Genomic DNA, 17,982 nt, shown 5'->3' with positions numbered 1-17,982 from the left:
TCAGGCGGGCGGGTCCCAGTGGCCCGAGGCCAGGAACGTGTCCAGGGTCTTCCGGTAGGGGGCGAGGTCCATGCCCTGGGCGGCGACCCAGTCGTCGTCGTAGTAGCTGTGCCGGTAGCGCTCGCCACCGTCGCAGATCAGCGTGACGACGCTGCCCGAGCGCCCGTCGCGCAGCATCTGCGCCACGAGCTGCCACACGCCCCACAGGTTCGTGCCGGTCGAGCCCCCGGCCCAGCGCCCGGTGACGTCGTGCAGGTGCCGGGCCGCGGCGACGCTGGCCGCGTCCGGCACCGGGAACATCCGGTCGATCACGCTGGGGACGAAGCTCGGCTCCATCCGCGGGCGGCCGATCCCCTCGATCCGCGACGGGGTCCCGGTCCGGTACTCCGTGGCGCCGCTCGCCCAGCCCGGGAAGAACGCCGAGCCCTCCGGGTCGACGACGGCCAGGCGGGTGGGCAGCCGGCGGTAGCGCAGGTAGCGCCCGATCGTCGCCGACGTGCCGCCGGTGCCCGCACCGACGACGACCCACTCCGGCACCGGGTACGGCTCGTGCGACATCTGCGCGAGCATCGACTCGGCGATGTTGTTGTTGCCGCGCCAGTCGGTGGCCCGCTCGGCGTAGGTGAACTGGTCCAGGTAGTGCCCGCCGCTCTCCCGGGCCAGCTGCTCGGCCTCGGCGTAGACGGCGCCGGCGTCGTCGACGAAGTGGCAGCGCCCGCCCTGCCGCTCGATCAGCAGGACCTTCTCCGGGCTCGTCGTCCGCGGCATCACCGCGACGAACGGGACACCGATCAGCCGGGCGAAGTAGGCCTCGGACACCGCGGTGGACCCGGAGCTGGCCTCGACCACCGTCGTCCCCTCGACGATCCAGCCGTTGGCCAGGCCGTAGAGGAACAGCGAACGCGCCAGCCGGTGCTTGAGGCTGCCGGTCGGGTGCACCGACTCGTCCTTGAGGTAGACCTGCACGCCCCACTCCGGCGGCAGGCCGAACACGTGCAGGTGGGTGTCCGCGGACCGGTTCGCATCCGCCTGCACCCGTCGCATCGCCTCGTCCACCCAGGCCCGGGTGCGGGCGCAGGAACGGTCCACCGGCAGGTTCTCGTCGATGCGCCCGACCCTAGTGGCGGGGCCGGCCCCGGCGGGCCGGGTGCGTCGCGCCTCTCAGTGCAGGTGGACCCGGCCCGCGCCGGACTCGACGGTGCCGATCCGGGCGGCGCCGTGGCCCTGCGCGCGCAGCGCGGCGACCGCGGCGTCGGCGCGGTCCGGGGCGGCGCCGAACAGCAGGCCGCCGGAGGTCTGGGCGTCGGCCAGCAGCAGGGCCTCGTTCTCGCCGAAGGCACCCTGCACGAGCCGGTCGGCCACCCACTCGCGGTTGCGGCGGGTCCCGCCCGGCACGACGCCGTCGGCGATCAGCTCCCGCACGCCGTCGATCACCGGGACCGAGGCGACGTCGAGGTGCGCGTCCACCCCCGAGGCGACGACCATCTTCGTCAGGTGCCCGAGCAGGCCGTAGCCGGTGACGTCGGTGCAGCCGGTCGCACCGGAGTCCACCGCGGCGCGCGAGGCGTCGGCGTTGGCCGTGGTCATCAGCGTGATCGCCTGCTCGACCAGCGCCGGGTCGGCCTTGCCGGTCTTGATCGCGGTCGAGACGACGCCGACGCCGAGCGGCTTGGTCAGCACCAGCGCGTCGCCCGGGCGCAGGCCGGCGTTGGTCAGGACGCGGTCCGGGTGCACCTCACCGACGACGGCCAGGCCGTACTTGGGCTCCGGGTCGTCCACGGTGTGCCCGCCGACCACGGCGAACCCGCAGGCCCGTCCGACGCTCGCGCCGCCGTCGAGGACCTCGGCGAGCACCGAGCCGGGCAGCTCCTCGGACGGCCAGCAGACCAGGTTGAGCGCGAACAGCGGCGTGCCGCCCATCGCGTAGACGTCGGAGACGGCATTGGTCGCCGAGATGGCGCCCCAGGTGCGCGGGTCGTCGACGATCGGGGTGAAGAAGTCGGTCGTCGCGACCAGCGCACGGTCCGCCGAGAGCCGCCAGACGGCGGCGTCGTCACCGGTCTCGGTGCCGACGATCAGGTCGGGGTGGGTGATCGGGGTCAGCCCCGCGAGCACCTCGGCCAGCGCGCCGGGACCGAGCTTGCACCCGCATCCGGCACCGTGGCTGAACTCGGTCAGACGACGCGTCGTCGTGTTGCCGCTCACCGCGACGACGGTACCCCCGTCCTCCGGTGCGCCGCCGGACGCGACGGTCCGGCCGTCCGTCGACACGCTCTACAGCATCACCCTGTCGGAAACGCATGCTTCACAGCGTGATGGGAACGAAGCGCTCCGCAGCCGACGAGCACGACTCCGGTGACTCGACGGTGGAGCCGGTGCCCGCGTTCGACACCGTGCGTAAGGGCTACCGGCCGGAGCAGGTCGACACCGCGGTGCGCGAGCTGCAGTGGCGCCTGGAGATGGCCGAGCGCTCCCAGCAGGAGGCCGAGGAACGCGTCGCCGCCCTCACCGCGTCCCTGGAGGCCGCCCGCGCCACCACGCCGGACACGTTCGGCATGCGCGCCGAGAAGATCCTGCGGATGGCCGAGCACGACGCGGCCCAGCGCCGCGAGCGGGCCGTCTACGACGCCGACCGGATCATCGACGCCGCCCACGACGAGGCCGAGCGCCTGATCGCGGCGGCCCGGGCCGAGGGCGAGCGGGCCCGCACCGACGCCGTCGCCGCCGTCGCGCAGGTGCACGCCGACGCGGCCGCCGCGCGCCGGGAGACCGACCTGTGCGCCGACACGGCCGCCGCCATGCACGAGCACGTGGTCGGCCTGCGCGGTGCCGTGCGCGGCGAGCTGGCCCGCCTGCACGCCGCGATGGGCGCCGAGCTGCGGATCCTCGACGAGATGGTCGCGACCCCGCCCGCGCCCGCCCCGGCCGCCACGACCACTCCGGCCCCCGAGCCGGCGACGGGCCGCGACCCGGCGACCCGGCCCTCCCCCGCGCCCACCGCACCGGTCGCGGTGACGCCCCGGACGACGGCCACCACCGAGGACATCCCGGCGGCGGGCACGGCCCCGTCCGCGACGCCGACCGTCGCCCTGCCCGAACAGCGTCCGCAGCCGTCGCGGGAGACGACCGCGGACGCCCCGGCCACGACGACCGGCGCGCGGACCGAACCTGCCGGGGCCTGACCGCCGGGGATACCGTGCGGGGATGACCACCCCCGATCCTCGCCGACGGGTACCGCGGACCGACCACCTGCTGGCCGAGCCCGCCCTCGCCGCCGCGGCGCGGAGGCTGGGGCGTGATCGGGTCAAGCAGGCGGTGACCGGTGCCCAGCAGCGCGCCCGGTCCGGGGAGATCGCCCCGGAGGCCGTGGCCGACGCCGCACTGGCCGCGCTCCCCCGGTCGGTGACCGGGCTGCGGCGGGTGCTCAACGCCAGCGGCGTGCTCGTGCACACCAACATCGGCCGAGCGCCGCTCTCCGACGCCGCCCGCGAGGCCGTCGCGCTCGCGTCCGGGACCTGCGACGTCGAGCTGGACCTGGCCACCGGAGCCCGCGGCAAGCGGGGCACCGGCGCCCTGGACGCCCTGCGCGCCGCCGTCCCGGGGGCCGGCGACGTCCACGTGGCCAACAACGGCGCGGCCGCGCTCGCCCTGGTCGCCAGCGCCCTGGCGTTCGGCCGGGAGATCGTGGTCTCGCGTGGCGAGCTGGTCGAGATCGGCGACGGGTTCCGGATCCCGGAGCTGATCGAGTCCACCGGGGCCCGGCTGCGCCCGGTCGGCGCGACGAACCGGACCCATCCCCGCGACTACGCCGAGGCGATCGGGCCGGACACCGGGTTCGTGCTGAAGGTGCACCCGTCGAACTTCGTGGTCACCGGCTTCACCCGATCGGTCGGAGTCGGGGAGCTCGGCGGACTGACCCGCCCGGACGGCAGCGCGGTGCCCGTCGTCGACGACATCGGCTCCGGCCTGCTCGCGCCGCACCCCCGACTGCCCGGCGAGCCGGACGTGACGAGCACGCTCGCCGCCGGCGCCACGCTCGTCACCGCGTCCGGGGACAAGCTGCTCGGCGGCCCGCAGGCCGGGCTGGTGTTCGGCGGGCCCGGGCTCGGGGCCGAGCTCGTGCAGCGGGTCCGCCGCCACCCGCTGGCGCGCGCGATGCGGGTGGACAAGCTGACCCTGGCCGCGCTGGAGGCCTCGGTCGCCGGGCCGCCGACACCCGTCCGCCTCGGGCTCGACGCGACCGCCGACGCGCTCCGGGACCGGGCGGAGAAGCTCGCCGCGACGCTCGCCGGGGACGGCATCGACGCGGCCGCGACCGGGTCGGTGTCGACGATCGGCGGCGGCGGGGCGCCCGGCGTCGAGCTCGACAGCGCCGCGGTGTCGCTGCCGGAGTCCTTCGCCGCGGACCTGCGCGCCGGCGACCCGGCCGTCCTCGGACGCCTGGAGTACGGGCGCTGCCTGCTCGACCTGCGCGCGCTCGCCCCCGCCGACGACGACGAGCTCGCCGCGGCCGTCCGCCGCGCCGCGCGGGAGTAGCCGTGCACGTGGTGTGCACGGCCGGGCACGTCGACCACGGCAAGTCGACGCTGGTCCGCGCCCTGACCGGGATGGAGCCCGACCGCTTCGCCGAGGAGCGCCGTCGCGGGATGACGATCGACCTGGGCTTCGCCTGGACGACGCTGCCGGGCGGGCGGACCGTCGCGTTCGTCGACGTCCCGGGCCACGAGCGGTTCGTGACGACGATGCTCGCCGGCGCGGGCCCGGTGCCGGCCGTGCTGTTCGTGGTGGCCGCCGACGAGGGCTGGATGCCGCAGTCGGCCGAGCACGCCGACGCCCTGGAGGCGATCGGCGTCCGGCACGGGCTGCTCGTCGTCACCCGCAGCGATCTGCTCGAACCCGAGCTGGCCCGGGATGAAGCTCTCGCCGAGCTCGCCGCGCGCGGGCTCGGCGACTGGGGCTGCGTGTGCGTCTCGGGCGCCACCGGCGAGGGACTCGACGCGCTGCGGACGGCGCTGGACGATCTCGTCGCCGCTCTGCCGGTGCCCGATCCGGACGCCGACGTCCGGCTCTGGGTTGACCGGGCGTTCACGATCCGCGGCGCCGGCACGGTCGTCACCGGGACGCTGCCGGCCGGGACCGTCGCGGCGGGCCGCGACCTCGCGCTCGACACCGACGGCGGGCGCATCCCGGTCGGGGTCCGGGGCCTGCAGGCGCTCGGCGAGACGGTGTCCGGCGCGCAGGGCCCGGCGCGGGTCGCGGTGAACCTGCGCGGGGTGACGCTCGAGCAGGTCGGCCGCGGGGACGTGCTGCTCACCCCGGGCGCGTGGCCCCGTGCCACGGAGACCGACGTACGGCTGCACGGGATCCGGGGGCTGGGCGTCGACGCGTCCGCGCTGCCGCTGGAGCTGACCCTGCACGCCGGGTCGGCGGCGGTGCGGGTCCGGGTGCGGCCGCTGCTGCCGTCGGCGGACGGGGAGGACGGGAGCGGGGGCGACGTGGTGCGGCTGCGGCCGGACCGTCCGCTGCCGCTGCGGATCGGCGACCGGGCCGTCCTGCGCGACCCCGGCAGCCGCCGGATCGTGGCCGGGGTGACCGTGCTCGACGTGGACCCGCCCGTCCTGCGTCGCCGGGGTGCCGCGGCCCGGCGGGCGGCCGAGCTCGCGACCGTCACCGGGACGCCGGACGCCGCCGGGGAGCTGGCGCGGCGCGGCGCCGTCCGGGCGTCGGACCTGCGGGCGATGGGCGTGCCCGCCGCCGACGTCGACGCGCTGGGCGCCCGCGTCCCGGGTGCGGCCGGATGGCTGCTCGACCCGGACCGCGCCGCCCGCGCCGCCACCGATCTCGTCGCGGCGGTGACCGCGCACGACGCGGCCGACCCCCTGGACCCGGGGCTGCCGGCGGCGACCGCGCGCCGGGCCGCGGGGCTGCCCGACGTCGCGCTCGTCGAGGTGGTGCTCGCCGACGCGGCACGGCGCGGCTCCGACGGGCTCGTGCTCGACGGCGGGCGGGTGCGGGCCGCGCGGCCGACCGGTCTGCCCGGCCCGGTGCGGGAGGCGATGTCCGTGCTGCGCACCGAGCTCGAGGCCGCGCCGTTCGCCGCGCCGGACGCCGGGCGACTCGCCGAGCTCGGCCTCGGGTCGCGGGCGCTGGCGTCGCTGGAACGGGCCGGCGAGCTGCTGCGCGTCACCTCCGACGTGGTCCTGCTGCCCGACGCGCAGGACCGCGCGCTGGAGCTCCTGCGCGGGCTCGGCGACGAGTTCACGCTCAGCGAGGCCCGGCAGGCTCTGGACACCACCCGGCGGGTCGCGGTGCCGCTGCTGGAGCTCCTCGGGCGGCGCGGGCACACCGAGCGCACGCCGGACGGCGGCCACCGGCTGCGGGGATCGTCCTGAGCCGCAGCTGCTCCGTTCGCCGAGCGGGACCCCCTCCGAGTGGCGGGGTCCGCAGGTGGGTCCTACCGTCGTCGCAATGACCGACACCAGCCGCGCCGGCGATCACTCGGCCGACCCGCGCGGCACCACGTCCTCGGACACGGCGTCGGACACGTCGATCGACGGCATGGACCTGACCGTGCGCACCCCGGACGAGGGCCGACTCGTCGTCGAGGTCCAGGGCGAGCTGGACATGCTGACCGCGCCGCAGCTGCGGCGCGAGGTGATCGACCGCCTGCCCGACTCCTCCGCCGTCGTCCTGGCGCTGGACGGGGTCACGTTCCTCGGCACCAGTGGCCTCGCCGCGCTGATCGAGCTGCGCGAGCACGCGCAGAAGTCCGGGACCCATCTCGCCCTGGCGTGTACCGAGCGCCGGGTCCTGCGGCCGCTGGGCATCGCGGGCCTGCACCACCTGTTCGACATCCACGACTCGGTCGACGAGGCGCTGTCCGCCGCCCTGTGACACACGTCACTCTCGATGCTCCGACGGCGCATCGACTCTCGGCACGTTCGCCTTCATGATCGGTTCACGTGGGTCCTGACCTGGGCGGACCGTTGCGGGCGCAAACGCCGTCGTCCCCCGCATCACCCGGGGAACTCCGCAGAGAGGCGCCCCGTAGCACTCCCGGACCGATCCCGCAGGTTTGATCAGTGAGCCCCTCGGGAACTGAACCTCGACGGCCCCAAACCGGCGATGCAGCCGGCTCGACGGAGCAACGAGGTGACGGCGTGAGTGATGTATCCCGGCTTCCCGGACCGATGGACGACGTGTGGCAGTGGCAGCGTCTGGGATCCTGCCGAGGTATGGACAGTGCCGTGTTCTTCCACCCGGACGGTGAGCGCAACCCGTCCCGCGGACGGCGTACCGACCGGGCCAAGCAGGTGTGCCACAGCTGCCCGGTGATCCAGGAGTGCCGCCGTTTCGCGCTCGCCAGCCGCGAGCCGTTCGGCGTGTGGGGCGGGCTCGGCGAGTCCGAGCGTCGCGCGATCCTCGACCGTCAGGACCTGGCTGCGGCCGGATAGCTTTCCCGCGAATCCAGCCCGCCTTCCTGTCCTCGGAAGGCGGGCTGTGTCATGTTCGGAGGCCGCCGTGCGGCGCCGGGACGGCCGGCGGCTCAGGAGCCGCAGGCGAGCGGGGGCGCGGGCATCTCGACGGGCGGGCCGTCCTCGTCGGAGACGCGGCGGTACTGCAGCACCGGCAGCCCGTAGACCCGGGCCACCCGGCGGACCGCGCGCCGCACGACCGTCACCTCCGGGTCGGCGACCGCGCCCGGCCAGCTCGCCGGGGCGAGCAGGAACACCCGGTCGTCGGGGTCGAACCCGACCAGCTCGCACATCGCCGCCACCAGGTCCGGCTCGTCGCGGTCCTGGACCGTCCACCGCAGACCGAGCCGGTGCAGCCGTGCCCCCGCCGGGGCGTCGTCCCCCGTGCCGTCCGGGCCGGGGTCGGCCCGCAGGACGTCTCCGCCGATGCCGAGACCGTCGATGTCGAGGTCGTCGTCCGGGTAGTCCTCGGCGTCCATCGGCGACGTGCCCGCGAGGGGCCCCGGCGGGTCCTGCCGGGCGATCAGGACGTCGACCCCGGTCGCGGCGACGGCGACATGACGCAGGTCCGAGTCGTCGCGGACCACGTCGGCGTCGGTCAGGGCGACGGCCACCAGCCGTCGCGCACTCCCCGGAGCGACACTCCCGGCGTCCGGAGTGATCATGGCGTCGGCCCCCTCGACACGCAGCGTGCTGTACCCCTGAAGTACATCGGAACGGCGGTCGCCGCGCTTTACGGAAAGGGGTGCGGTCCGTCGAGTGGAGCTGATCGGTCCGCGAGCGGGCCGGGGACGGCACGACCGCCCACCGACTGGCCGCTGCCCGCGTCACGACGACCGGCCGACGGCCGGTTTGCTAGGCCATTCGGTGGTTGTCGCTAGCCCATAAGGCGGATGGCCAGCAACGCGATGTCGTCGCCGAGCTGGTCCGGCAGGCAGACCTCGAGCGTCCGTTCGACGACGGTCTCCGGGTCCGCGTCCCGCGGCAGCGCCGCCACCGTCCGCTCGATCAGCAGCGTCCGCTCGTCGGCGTCCTCGCCGACGATGTCGGTCAGGCCGTCGGTGTAGAACACCAGCAGCGACCCCGGCTCACAGGTCACCGTCGCCTCATCGCGCCGCGCGCCCGAGGCCACCCCGAACTCCGGGACCGCGCCCAGCATCGGCGAGCTGTGCGCGTCGAGGCGGACCAGCTCGCCGCCGGGACGGCGCAGCAGCGGCACCGGGTGACCGGCGTTGGAGTAGCGCAGCACCCGGCTGCCGTCCGCACCGGCCGGTTCGAGCCGGGCGTAGACCGCCGTCGCCATCGCCGCGATGTCGAGCCCCTGCACCAGCTGGTCGCAGCGGTCGAGCACCGGCCCGGGGCGGTCGCCGCCCCAGGCGTAGGAGCGCAGCACACCGCGCAGCTGCCCCATCGCCGCGGCGGCGGAGAGGTCGTGCCCGACGACGTCGCCCACCGCGGCGCCGACCGAGCCGCCGGGCAACGGGAGCACGTCGTACCAGTCGCCGCCGACCTGGTTGCCGTCCGCGCCGACGAGGTAGCGGGCCGCGATCTGCAGGCCCGGCACCTCCGGCACCGCCGGCAGCAGGCTGTGCTGCAGGGTCGACGCGGCGGCCCGCTCGACCTCGTAGAGCCGCGCGTTGTCCACCGCGAGCCCGGCCCGTCCGGCCAGGTCGGAGGCCAGGTGCAGGTCGCGCTGACCGTAGCGGCGCCCGTACGGGAACTGGGTGTAGAGCGTGACCGTGCCCAGCACCCGTCCGCGGCCGCGCAGCGGGACCACGATCGCCGAACGCAGCCGCAGCTGCTCGTAGACCTCGGCCGCGTCGGGGTCGGCGGGGTACTGCTCGGCGCCGGACTCGGGCAGGTCCGAGATCAGGTAGGGCCGTCCGGCGTTCACCGCGCGCGCGGCCTGCTCGTCGATCCGCGACGTGCTCAGGGCGCCGAAGCGGCCCAGCAGCGCCTCGTCGTCGGTCTCCCGGGCGGCCACCGCCATCCGCTGGCGGGTGTGCCCGCCCGGCGCGTCGAGCAGGTCGACGGTGCACAGGTCGGCCAGCTCCGGGACGGTGATCCTCGCGAGCCGGGTGCAGGCGTCGGCGGTGTCCAGCGCCGCCGTCATCTGGGTGGTGGCCTCGGCGAGGAGCCGGAGCTGGGCCCGCGCGGCCTCGGCGTCGGCCAGCGCGGCGCGCCGCTCCTGCTCGACGATCACCCGCTCGGTCACGTCGCTCTGCACGCCGACGAAGTTGACCAGCTCGCCGTCGCCGTCGTGCACCGGGGAGATCGAGATCTGGTTCCAGAACGCGGTGCCGTCGCGGCGGTAGTTGAGCAGCACCTCGGTGATCGGCCTGCGGTCCTTCAGCGCCTCGCGCATCCGCCGCACCGAGCCGCGGTCGGTGTTCGGGCCCTGCAGGAACCGGCAGTTGTTGCCGACGGCCTCCTCCAGGCTGTACCCGGTCAGCCGGACGAACGAGGGGTTCACCCAGGCCAGAGGGTCGTCCTCGCGCTGCGGGTCGGAGATCGTGAACGACATCTCGGTGGCCAGCACGGCCCGGTCGCGCAGGAACTCCATCCGGCGCCGGTCGACCTGGTCGGAGTCGGCCAGGGGCAGCAGCACCGCGAGCGCCCGCGACCCGCCCATCCCGGCCGAGCGCGCTCCCTCGTTGCCCCGCCCGGACAGGTGGTCCGCGCTCTCGGCGCGGCCGTTCGACCCGGCGTCGGCCGGCGCGCCGCCCCCGGAGCCGCCGTCGATCCCGCTGCTCGACTCGGTGAGCACCGAGGCGGTCGGGTCGGCGAGGGCGAAACCGGTGACCCACACCAGGGTGCTGGTCCCGTCCTCGTGCCTCGCGGCGTCGCCGAACTGCCCGTCCGCGTGCAGGGCGACCGGCTCCCCGGTCACCGACTCGCCGGCCGCGATCCGGACCAGGGGCGACGTGTCGTCCGGGAACGGGTGCTGCTCGAGGTCGGTCAGGCCGGCCGCGTCGCTCCACTCCCGCACCCCGACCGGCAGCCGTACCGTGCCCCCGGTCAGCTCGATCGCGGTGGCGTTCGCGTAGACGATCTGCCGCTCCGCGATGTCGATCATCAGAACGGCGACGGCGGAGCCGTGCAGCACGTGCGGCATGGCGGCGGTGCTCGGCTGCTCACCCAGTGACTCGGTGGAGGTCGCGACCGCCTGGTCGACGGCCCGGTCCACCGCGTCGCCGGGAGGGCCGGCGGTGCCGCCCATCGGGTCCCAGGACACGGGAGAAAGCCTAATGGGTCACAGTCGGGCGGCCCACGTGACCGGTGGCGGAGTCGCCCCGGAGGGCCTGCGGGACGGCCGGTATCGTCGCATGCGTCCCGTCCGTCTCCCCGAACCCGGAGGTGATCACCCTGCTCGGATCAGCCTCGGCGCACCAGCCCGACGAACCGGGTGACGTCGGAGCGGCCCTGTCCGTTCCCCGGGACGGGCTGACGCTGCTCACGGTGAGCGGAGAGGTCGACACGCTGACGTCCCCGCAGCTGAGCACGGCGTTGGACGACCTGCTCGCGGTGGAGACCGGGGATCTGGCCATCGACCTCGACGGTGTCACGTTCCTCGCCTCGAGCGGACTCGGGGTGCTGATCAACGCCGCGCGCAGGGCCTCGCGCGGGCGCCGGACGCTGCACGTCGTCGCGAGCAGCCGGGCCGTGCTGCGGCCGCTCGAGGTCACCGGTTCCGCGCAGCTGTTCACCGTGGTGCGGAGCCTCGACGAGGTCCCGCGCTGCGAGGTCCCGTCGTCCGCGGTGGACTGACCCACCGAACGAGGGGTACCGCTCACCCCGACGGGCCTCCCCCGTGCGTCCCGCCGCAGTTCACGACATGATCGCCGTGGCTCCCACCACCCCCTGCACCCGAACCCGGTGCGAGCCGAGAAGGAAGGATCCGCGCGTGCCCCAGGAGGACATCCCGAGTGAACCCGTGACCACGGGCTCCTCCACCGTCGAGATCCGCACCGCCGCCAGCCCGTCGCTGATCCCGACCGTCCGCGCCGTCGCGTCCGACCTGGCCGCGCGCGCCGACTTCGACCTCGACGCCATCTCCGACCTGCGGATGGCCGTCGACGAGGCCTGCGCGACGCTCGTCGGCCTGGCGACGGCCGGCTCCGCGCTGCTCTGCACGTTCGACGTGCACGGCGAGCGGATCGACGTCTCCGCCGAGGTGCACACCGCCGCCGGCGCCACCCTGCCCACCGACAGCTTCGGCTGGCGCGTGCTGCAGACCCTCGCCGACCAGGTCTCGATCGAGACGCCGGAGACCACCGACGGCTCCACCGCACTGCGTATCCGGCTGCACAAACTCGCCGGACCCGCCCTGTGAGTTCGGATCCGCAGTACGAGCACCTCACGCCGGTGCTCGAGGAGTACTCCGGCCTCGCCGAGGACGACCCCCGCCGCGACCGGATGCGCGACCAGCTGGTCCGCGGGTACCTGCCGGTGGCCCAGCACATCGCCCGCCGCTTCGCCCATCGCGGCGAGCCCCTCGACGACCTGACGCAGGTCGCCACGGTCGGGCTGATCAACGCGATCGACCGGTTCTCCCCGGAGAAGGGCGGCGAGTTCTTCTCCTTCGCCGTCCCGACCATCTCCGGTGAGGTGCGCCGGCACTTCCGCGACCAGAGCTGGTCGATGCGGGTGCCGCGCCGCCTCAAGGACATGCACGTCTCGATCAACAGCGCGGTCTCCGAGCTGTCCCAGCAGCTCGGCCGGTCGCCGCGGCCCACCGAGATCGCCGAGCGGCTCGACCTGCCGGTCAGCGAGGTGCTGGAGGGTCTCGAGGCCTCCGAGGCCTACCGCAGCTCGTCGCTGGACGAGATGCTCTCCTCCGAGGACGGCAGCGCGACCGTCGGCGAGCTCGTCGGAGAGGCCGACGCGGAGCTCGACCGGGTGGACTACCGCGAGGCCCTGCGCCCGCTGCTGGCCGACCTGGCCGAGCGCGAGCGCACGATCGTGATGCTGCGGTTCTTCGGCAACCTCACGCAGACCCAGATCGCGAACGAGGTCGGCATCTCGCAGATGCATGTGTCCCGGCTGCTGGCCCAGACGCTGGGACGCCTGCGCGGACGTCTGGACCCGGACGGCGCGCCGGACTGAGAACGTCGTAGTACACGGAGATCGGATCGGGGAGAGCGATGAGCACAACGGTGGTGCCCGAGCACGTTCTGGTCGTGGGAGCCGGTCTGGGCGGTGTCCGCACCGTCGAGGGCCTGCGCTCCGCCGGTTACGAGGGGCGGATCAGCCTGGTCGGCGGCGAGGAACACCTCCCCTACGACCGGCCCCCGCTGTCCAAGCAGTTCCTCGCCGGGACCTGGGAGCGCGAGAAGATCGACCTCACCGGCACCGAGAAGCTCGCCGACCTCGGCGTCCGCACCCACCTCGGCCTGCGTGCGGTCGCGCTGCGCCCGGGCGAGGTGGAACTCTCCGACGGCTCCACGCTGCACGCCGACGCCATCGTGCTCGCCCCGGGCGTCACGTCGCGGATGCTCGACGGGCAGCCGGAGTCGGCGCACGTCCTGCGGGACGTCGACGAGTCCTTGGCGCTGCGCGAGGCCCTGGAGAGGGGCGGCTCGCTGCTCGTCGTCGGGGCCGGGTTCATCGGCGCCGAGGTCGCGAGCACGGCGCACGACCGCGGGCTCGACGTCACCGTGGTCGAGGCCGCGCCGGTGCCGATGGCCCGCGTGCTCGGCGAGGAGGTCGGCGCGCTGGCCGGGCGGCTGATCTCCGAGTCCGGGGTGACGCTGCGCTGCGGGTCGGCGATCACGTCGCTGGACGGCGACGGGGCGACCCTGGAGGACGGGACGACGATCTCCGCCGACGCCGTCGTCGTCGGGGTGGGCGGGCAGCTCGACCTGGACTGGCTCTCCGGCGCCGGGGTCGACGTGTCCGGCGGCATCCCCTGCGACGAGCGCGGGCGGGTGCAGGGCCTGGACGGGGTCTGGGCCGTCGGGGACGCGGCGGCCTGGACCGACCCGCGCCACGGCGACCGCACCCGTCACGAGCACTGGACGTCGGCGACCGACCAGGCCGCGGTGGTCTCGCGCGACATCGCCGGGGCGGACCTGCCGCCGGAGACGGTGCCCTACTTCTGGTCCGACCAGTTCGGGCTCAAGATCCAGCTGATCGGGCGGCCGGACGTCGCCGACTCGATCCTGCCGCTGCACGGCGAGGGCCTCGACGGCGGCCCGGTCAAGGGCACGGCCGTCGGGTACCTGCGCGGCGACGAGCTGGTGGCCGTCGTCGGGTTCGGCGCGGCGCGGCGGATCGCCAAGTACCGCAAGCCGCTCAGCGAGCGCGTCGAGCGGGCGGCGCTGCTGGAGTTCCGCGACTCCCTGGGCTGAGCCCGCCGTCCGCCGCCGGCGGGGCGCCACGCCCCGCCGGAGCGGCACGCTCTAGCGGAACAGCGACTTGAGGACGAGCAGGCCGATGACGGCGCCGGCCGCGATCAGGCTGTACTTGACCTTGGGGTCGGCGAGCTTCTCGGCGAACTGCTCCTTGCCGCCCTCGATCAGGTTCTTCGGGTTGGCGCGCTCGGCCAGCGCGTCCAGGCTGTCGGCCAGCTGGTCCCGGGTCTTCTCGATCTCGCTCTGGATGTTCTCGGGGTCGCGGGCCACGACGTCTCCCTCGTTGTTCTGCAGCTACTGGGGCAAGCTCGGTGGGAACACCGTAGTCACCGTGCTCACCGGGTGCGCGAGCCGGGCGTGGCGCGTCGGTGTGGCGGTGGGAGGCTGGGGCCATGAGCACCCGGCTGACCGCGGGCGACCCCGCACCCGACTTCACCCTCGACGACGCCGACGGCAAGCCCGTCTCGCTGTCCGACCTCCGCGGACGCAAGGTCGTCGTCTACTTCTACCCGGCCGCCAGCACGCCCGGCTGCACGAAGGAGGCCTGCGACTTCCGGGACAACCTGGGCGAGCTCAACGGCGCCGGGATCGACGTCCTGGGCATCTCCCCGGACAAGCCGGCCAAGCTCGCGAAGTTCCGCGACGCCGAGGAGCTGACGTTCCCGCTCCTGTCCGACCCGGACAAGGAGGTCCTCACCGCCTGGGGCGCCTTCGGTGAGAAGCAGATGTACGGCAAGACCGTCACCGGCGTCATCCGCTCGACCTTCCTGGTCGACGAGGAGGGCACGATCGCCGACGCGCAGTACAACGTCCGCGCGACCGGTCACGTCGCCAAGCTCCGCCGCGACTGGAAGGTCTGAGCCCTCCCCCGGCGTGCGCCCCGGTCGAGCGAATGGAGCTCTCGTCCGGCCGGGTCGTGCGAACGGGGCTCTCGTCCTCCGGGGCGTGAGCGGTCCGGGCCGCGCGTCCCCGACGGCGGCCGACGTGGACGCGCGGTGATCCGGAGTCTGCGCGCGTCACGGAGTTCGCGCGTGTCCGGGCGCGCGCGTTCTCCGGTTCGACGCGCGGACTGCGGATCATGGTGACGGTGGCGCGGCACATCGATGTGCGGCCCGGTCCGCTCGGTACGCTGTGCCCGAACTGCCACGCACTCACGGACACGTGGTGCGGCCGAAAGAACTAGCCGGTGTAGCCCAGTTGGCAGAGGCACGGTCTTTAGGTGGCCGACAGTGCGGGTTCGAGTCCCGTCACCGGCACGCACTCCCGATGATTCGACCGCCCGCTCACGAGCGGGCCCGCGCCGTCACAACCCGTCGAGTGTCCCGCAGGGCCCCCTCGCTCACTTGGCGGCCTCGAAGGGTCCCCTCGTGGGGCTGTAGCGGGGACGGGACGGGTGGGTCAGGCCTCGTCCGGGAGGGGCCGGCGGGCGGCGACGACCACGCCGGCCAGGCCCACGACCGCGCAGACGATCGACGTCGTCAGCAGCTCCGGCGGGACCTCGCCGGTCACCGCGTCGCCCAGCACCACGATCGCGACGGTGCCCGGGATGGAGCCCAGGACGGTGCCGGTCAGGTAGGGCATGAATCGGACCGCGGAGAGCCCGGAGAGGTAGTTCAGGGCCGCGAACGGGACCATCGGGATCAGGCGCAGCGACGTGACCGCGAGCGTGCCGTGGTGGTCCAGCCGTCGTCGCACCCAGACGGCCTTGGGGTGCTCGGCGTAGCGGCGTACCAGGCGGGCGCCGGTGTAGCGGACCAGCAGGAACGCCAGCACGGCCGCGATCGAGGTGCCCAGCAGCGTCAGGAACAGGCCCCAGACCGAGCCGAACAGCACCCCGGCCGCGACGGTGAACACGGTGCGCGGGAACGGCGGCACGTTGAGCAGGACCTGCAGCGCGACGAACACGACCGGCGCCCACGGCCCGGTCTCGGCCACCACGCGACGCAGGTCGTCGAGGTGCGGGACCACGCCGATCCCGTGCGCGCGGGCGAACATCACCGCGAGCACGGCGACGAGCACCACTCCGAGTCCGGCCAGAGCCGGTCGCCACCACCGCACGACCCGACCGTACCGGCGCCGGGATCGGGGCTCCCCGCGCGGGGCCCGCTTCACTCCCTACAGCTCAGGCGGGGTTCGCCCGGCGTTTACCGTGACGGGGTGAGCGGTGACGACGACACGACCGGCAACCCCGACAGCTCCCCGCACGGCCTCGACCCGGACGGCCTCGCGGTGCGCCGCGAGGTGCTGGGCCACGACTACGTCCAGGCGGCGATCGACAAGATCGACGACACGACCGAGGAGTTCCAGCGGCTGATCACCCGCTACGCCTGGAACGAGATCTGGACCCGCCCCGGGCTCGACCGGCGGATGCGCAGCGCGGTGACGCTGACCGCGCTCGTCGCGCACGGGCACTGGGAGGAGCTGGAGCTGCACCTGCGCGGTGCCCTGCGCAACGGCCTGAGCCCGGCCGAGATCGTCGAGATCCTGATGCAGACCGCGATCTACTGCGGGGTCCCGGCCGCGAACTCGGCGTTCCGGATCGCGAAGCGGGTACTGGCCGAGGACGCACCCGCCTGAGCGACGCACCCGCCTGAGCGACGCACCGAGGCGCCCGGACCGGCTCCGGAGCGCCGTGGTGCGTCACCCGGCGAGGCGGCGGCGTGGTCAGCGGCCGGTGAGCGCGAGGACGTGCGGGACGAGTGCCCGCAGTGCGGTCCCGCGGTGCGACAGTGCGTCCTTCTCCTCGGCGGCGAGCTCGGCCGAGGACCGCGTCTCGCCGTCGGGGACGAAGATCGGGTCGTAGCCGAACCCGTTGGTGCCGCGGGGCGCGCGCAGGAGCGTCCCGCGCCAGGTCCCGTGCACGACGGTCTGTCCCGGGACGGTGCCGTCGGCGTCCGGCGCGGCGGCGTCGCCGGAGCCCGGGACGACCAACGCCGCGGCGCACACGAACGCCGCGCCGCGCCGCTCGTCGGGGACGTCGGCGAGCTGGCCCAGGAGCAGGTTCAGGTTCGCCACGTCGTCACCGTGGTGACCGCACCAGCGCGCGGAGAGCACGCCGGGCATCCCGTTGAGCGCGTCGGTGGTCAGACCGGAGTCGTCGGCGACGGCGGTCAGGCCGGTCGCGTTCGCGGCGTCCCGGGCCTTGGCCAGGGCGTTCTCGGCGAACGTCGCGCCGGTCTCCGGGGCCTCCGGGAACTCGGGGACGTCGGCGAGACCCAGGACCTCGACCCCGTCGAGCCCCGCCCCCTCCATGATCCGCCGCAGCTCGACGAGCTTGGAGGCGTTGCGGGTCGCGAGCAGGAGCTTCACCTCGCCTCCTCGTCCGGCCCCGCCGTCTCCGCGGCGGCGGTCTCGCGCGGGTGCGGCGCGGCGAGGGCCTCGTTCTGGATCGTCGCGAGGCGGCTGATCCCGGCCAGGGCGGAGTCCAGCATCGCGTCGAGGGTGGAGCGGGAGAAGGTGGCGCCCTCGCCGGTGCCCTGGACCTCGATCAGCGTTCCGGTCTCGGTGGCGACGACGTTCGTGTCCACCTCGGCGCGCGAGTCCTCCTCGTAGGGGAGGTCGAGCCGCACCCGCCCGTCGACGACGCCGACGGAGATCGCGGCGACCTGGGCGTGGATCGGCTTCGGGTCGGCCAGCTTGCCGCGCTCCCCCAGCCACGCCACGGCGTCGACCAGCGCCACGTAGGCGCCGGTGATGGCCGCGGTGCGGGTGCCGCCGTCGGCCTGGAGCACGTCGCAGTCCAGCGCGATCGTGTTCTCGCCGAGGGCCTTGAGGTCGATGCAGGCGCGCAGCGAGCGACCGATCAGGCGGCTGATCTCGTGCGTGCGCCCGCCGACGCGGCCCTTGACCGACTCGCGGTCGGAACGGGTGTTCGTCGCCGAGGGCAGCATCGCGTACTCGGCGGTCAGCCAGCCGAGCCCGGACCCCTTGCGCCAGCGCGGGACGCCCTCGGTCACGCTCGCCGCGCACAGCACCTTCGTGTCGCCGAACTCGACGAGCACGGAGCCCGCGGGGTGCTTCTGGAAGCCGCGGGTGATCGTCACCGGGCGCAGCTCGTCGTCGGTCCGGCCGTCTGCCCTGGTGTCTTTCCTGCCGTCTGGTCGCGTCACCGCGCCATCGTAGGAAGACCTGCTCCGGCGGCTCCGCCCGGCCGG

General features: G+C 74.6%; 19 protein-coding genes and 1 tRNA gene. 12 read left to right on the top strand and 8 right to left on the bottom strand.

Translation table 11 applies throughout. From position 1 onward, the window contains the following. Both cds1 and selD read right to left on the bottom strand, forming a co-directional pair. Positions 1–1,044, bottom strand: coding sequence for an L-cysteine desulfhydrase Cds1 (cds1, locus tag EV383_RS05910; RefSeq protein ID WP_130293968.1), 1,044 nt, complete (start codon positions 1,042–1,044; stop codon positions 1–3). Between the two features lie 117 nt (positions 1,045–1,161). Then, a complete protein-coding gene (selD, locus tag EV383_RS05905; RefSeq protein WP_130288964.1) occupies positions 1,162–2,205 on the bottom strand; it encodes a selenide, water dikinase SelD in 1,044 nt (347 codons plus the stop codon). 107 nt (positions 2,206–2,312) lie between these two features. On the opposite strand from selD, the gene EV383_RS05900 reads away from it, so the two are divergent. The 5 genes from EV383_RS05900 (at position 2,313) to EV383_RS05880 (ending at position 7,454) form a co-directional block, all read left to right on the top strand. After that, the gene (locus tag EV383_RS05900; RefSeq protein ID WP_130288963.1) at positions 2,313–3,182 is read left to right on the top strand and encodes a DivIVA domain-containing protein; all 870 of its coding nucleotides are present in this window, start codon (positions 2,313–2,315) and stop codon (positions 3,180–3,182) included. 22 nt (positions 3,183–3,204) lie between these two features. Beyond that, entirely contained in the window at positions 3,205–4,536 is a 1,332-nt protein-coding gene (gene selA / locus EV383_RS05895; protein ID WP_130288962.1) for an L-seryl-tRNA(Sec) selenium transferase, read from the top strand. Between the two features lie 2 nt (positions 4,537–4,538). Then, positions 4,539–6,392, top strand: a complete 1,854-nt coding sequence (gene selB, locus EV383_RS05890; protein ID WP_130288961.1) for a selenocysteine-specific translation elongation factor — start codon at positions 4,539–4,541, stop codon at positions 6,390–6,392. Positions 6,393–6,468: 76 nt separating this feature from the next. Then, complete coding sequence (locus EV383_RS05885; RefSeq protein WP_130288960.1) at positions 6,469–6,894, top strand: STAS domain-containing protein; 426 nt, start codon at positions 6,469–6,471, stop codon at positions 6,892–6,894. Between the two features lie 266 nt (positions 6,895–7,160). Further along, the gene (locus EV383_RS05880) at positions 7,161–7,454 is read left to right on the top strand and encodes a WhiB family transcriptional regulator (RefSeq protein WP_130288959.1); all 294 of its coding nucleotides are present in this window, start codon (positions 7,161–7,163) and stop codon (positions 7,452–7,454) included. 92 nt (positions 7,455–7,546) lie between these two features. Here the strand turns inward: EV383_RS05880 and EV383_RS05875 are convergent, their stop codons facing one another. After that, on the bottom strand, positions 7,547–8,140 hold the full coding sequence (locus tag EV383_RS05875; RefSeq protein ID WP_130288958.1) for a hypothetical protein: 594 nt from the start codon (positions 8,138–8,140) through the stop codon (positions 7,547–7,549). A gap of 212 nt (positions 8,141–8,352) precedes the next feature. After that, the gene (locus tag EV383_RS05870) at positions 8,353–10,710 is read right to left on the bottom strand and encodes a SpoIIE family protein phosphatase (protein WP_130288957.1); all 2,358 of its coding nucleotides are present in this window, start codon (positions 10,708–10,710) and stop codon (positions 8,353–8,355) included. Positions 10,711–10,754: 44 nt separating this feature from the next. Here EV383_RS05870 and EV383_RS31040 point away from each other — a divergent pair, with 44 nt between their 5' ends. The 4 genes from EV383_RS31040 to EV383_RS05850 all read left to right on the top strand — a co-directional run bounded on the left by EV383_RS31040 (position 10,755) and on the right by EV383_RS05850 (position 13,825). Beyond that, a complete protein-coding gene (locus EV383_RS31040; protein ID WP_130288956.1) occupies positions 10,755–11,243 on the top strand; it encodes an STAS domain-containing protein in 489 nt (162 codons plus the stop codon). A 136-nt stretch (positions 11,244–11,379) separates the two neighbouring features. Beyond that, a complete protein-coding gene (locus EV383_RS05860) occupies positions 11,380–11,808 on the top strand; it encodes an ATP-binding protein (RefSeq protein WP_130288955.1) in 429 nt (142 codons plus the stop codon). Continuing rightward, complete coding sequence (locus tag EV383_RS05855; RefSeq protein ID WP_130288954.1) at positions 11,805–12,581, top strand: SigB/SigF/SigG family RNA polymerase sigma factor; 777 nt, start codon at positions 11,805–11,807, stop codon at positions 12,579–12,581. The genes EV383_RS05860 and EV383_RS05855 overlap by 4 nt, the downstream gene beginning before the upstream one ends. 38 nt (positions 12,582–12,619) lie before the next feature. Beyond that, complete coding sequence (locus tag EV383_RS05850; protein WP_130288953.1) at positions 12,620–13,825, top strand: NAD(P)/FAD-dependent oxidoreductase; 1,206 nt, start codon at positions 12,620–12,622, stop codon at positions 13,823–13,825. Positions 13,826–13,876: 51 nt separating this feature from the next. Here EV383_RS05850 and EV383_RS05845 read toward each other — a convergent pair whose 3' ends face one another. Beyond that, complete coding sequence (locus tag EV383_RS05845; RefSeq protein ID WP_130288952.1) at positions 13,877–14,098, bottom strand: DUF3618 domain-containing protein; 222 nt, start codon at positions 14,096–14,098, stop codon at positions 13,877–13,879. Between the two features lie 122 nt (positions 14,099–14,220). Between EV383_RS05845 and bcp the strand changes: the two genes are divergently transcribed. After that, the gene (bcp, locus tag EV383_RS05840; protein WP_130288951.1) at positions 14,221–14,688 is read left to right on the top strand and encodes a thioredoxin-dependent thiol peroxidase; all 468 of its coding nucleotides are present in this window, start codon (positions 14,221–14,223) and stop codon (positions 14,686–14,688) included. Between the two features lie 322 nt (positions 14,689–15,010). Beyond that, a tRNA-Leu gene (locus EV383_RS05835) sits at positions 15,011–15,084 on the top strand. Positions 15,085–15,226: 142 nt separating this feature from the next. On the opposite strand, the gene EV383_RS05830 is transcribed toward EV383_RS05835, so the two are convergent. Continuing rightward, positions 15,227–15,886, bottom strand: coding sequence for a TVP38/TMEM64 family protein (locus tag EV383_RS05830; RefSeq protein WP_130288950.1), 660 nt, complete (start codon positions 15,884–15,886; stop codon positions 15,227–15,229). A gap of 99 nt (positions 15,887–15,985) precedes the next feature. On the opposite strand from EV383_RS05830, the gene EV383_RS05825 reads away from it, so the two are divergent. Then, entirely contained in the window at positions 15,986–16,405 is a 420-nt protein-coding gene (locus EV383_RS05825) for a carboxymuconolactone decarboxylase family protein (RefSeq protein WP_130288949.1), read from the top strand. An 87-nt stretch (positions 16,406–16,492) separates the two neighbouring features. On the opposite strand, the gene EV383_RS05820 is transcribed toward EV383_RS05825, so the two are convergent. Beyond that, the gene (locus EV383_RS05820; protein WP_130288948.1) at positions 16,493–17,137 is read right to left on the bottom strand and encodes a non-canonical purine NTP pyrophosphatase; all 645 of its coding nucleotides are present in this window, start codon (positions 17,135–17,137) and stop codon (positions 16,493–16,495) included. Beyond that, positions 17,134–17,937 carry a ribonuclease PH gene (gene rph, locus EV383_RS05815; RefSeq protein WP_130288947.1) on the bottom strand — a complete coding sequence of 268 codons (804 nt, stop codon included), beginning with the start codon at positions 17,935–17,937 and terminating at the stop codon, positions 17,134–17,136. The genes EV383_RS05820 and rph overlap by 4 nt, the downstream gene beginning before the upstream one ends. Positions 17,938–17,982: the final 45 nt, after the last annotated feature.

The sequence above is a fragment of the Pseudonocardia sediminis genome (genome assembly GCF_004217185.1).
Lineage (GTDB): Bacteria > Actinomycetota > Actinomycetes > Mycobacteriales > Pseudonocardiaceae > Pseudonocardia > Pseudonocardia sediminis.
The sequence above is the reverse complement of the archived record's forward strand: the minus strand, read 5'-3'. Positions and strand labels throughout refer to the sequence as shown.

Coding starts and splice junctions, on each gene's coding strand:
- bcp (WP_130288951.1), top strand. CDS start 14,221: ATGAGCACCCGGCTGACCGCGGGCGACCCCGCACCCGACTTCACCCTC.
- EV383_RS05885 (WP_130288960.1), top strand. CDS start 6,469: ATGACCGACACCAGCCGCGCCGGCGATCACTCGGCCGACCCGCGCGGC.
- EV383_RS05850 (WP_130288953.1), top strand. CDS start 12,620: ATGAGCACAACGGTGGTGCCCGAGCACGTTCTGGTCGTGGGAGCCGGT.
- cds1 (WP_130293968.1), bottom strand. CDS start 1,044: ATGCGACGGGTGCAGGCGGATGCGAACCGGTCCGCGGACACCCACCTG.
- selA (WP_130288962.1), top strand. CDS start 3,205: ATGACCACCCCCGATCCTCGCCGACGGGTACCGCGGACCGACCACCTG.
- EV383_RS05875 (WP_130288958.1), bottom strand. CDS start 8,140: ATGATCACTCCGGACGCCGGGAGTGTCGCTCCGGGGAGTGCGCGACGG.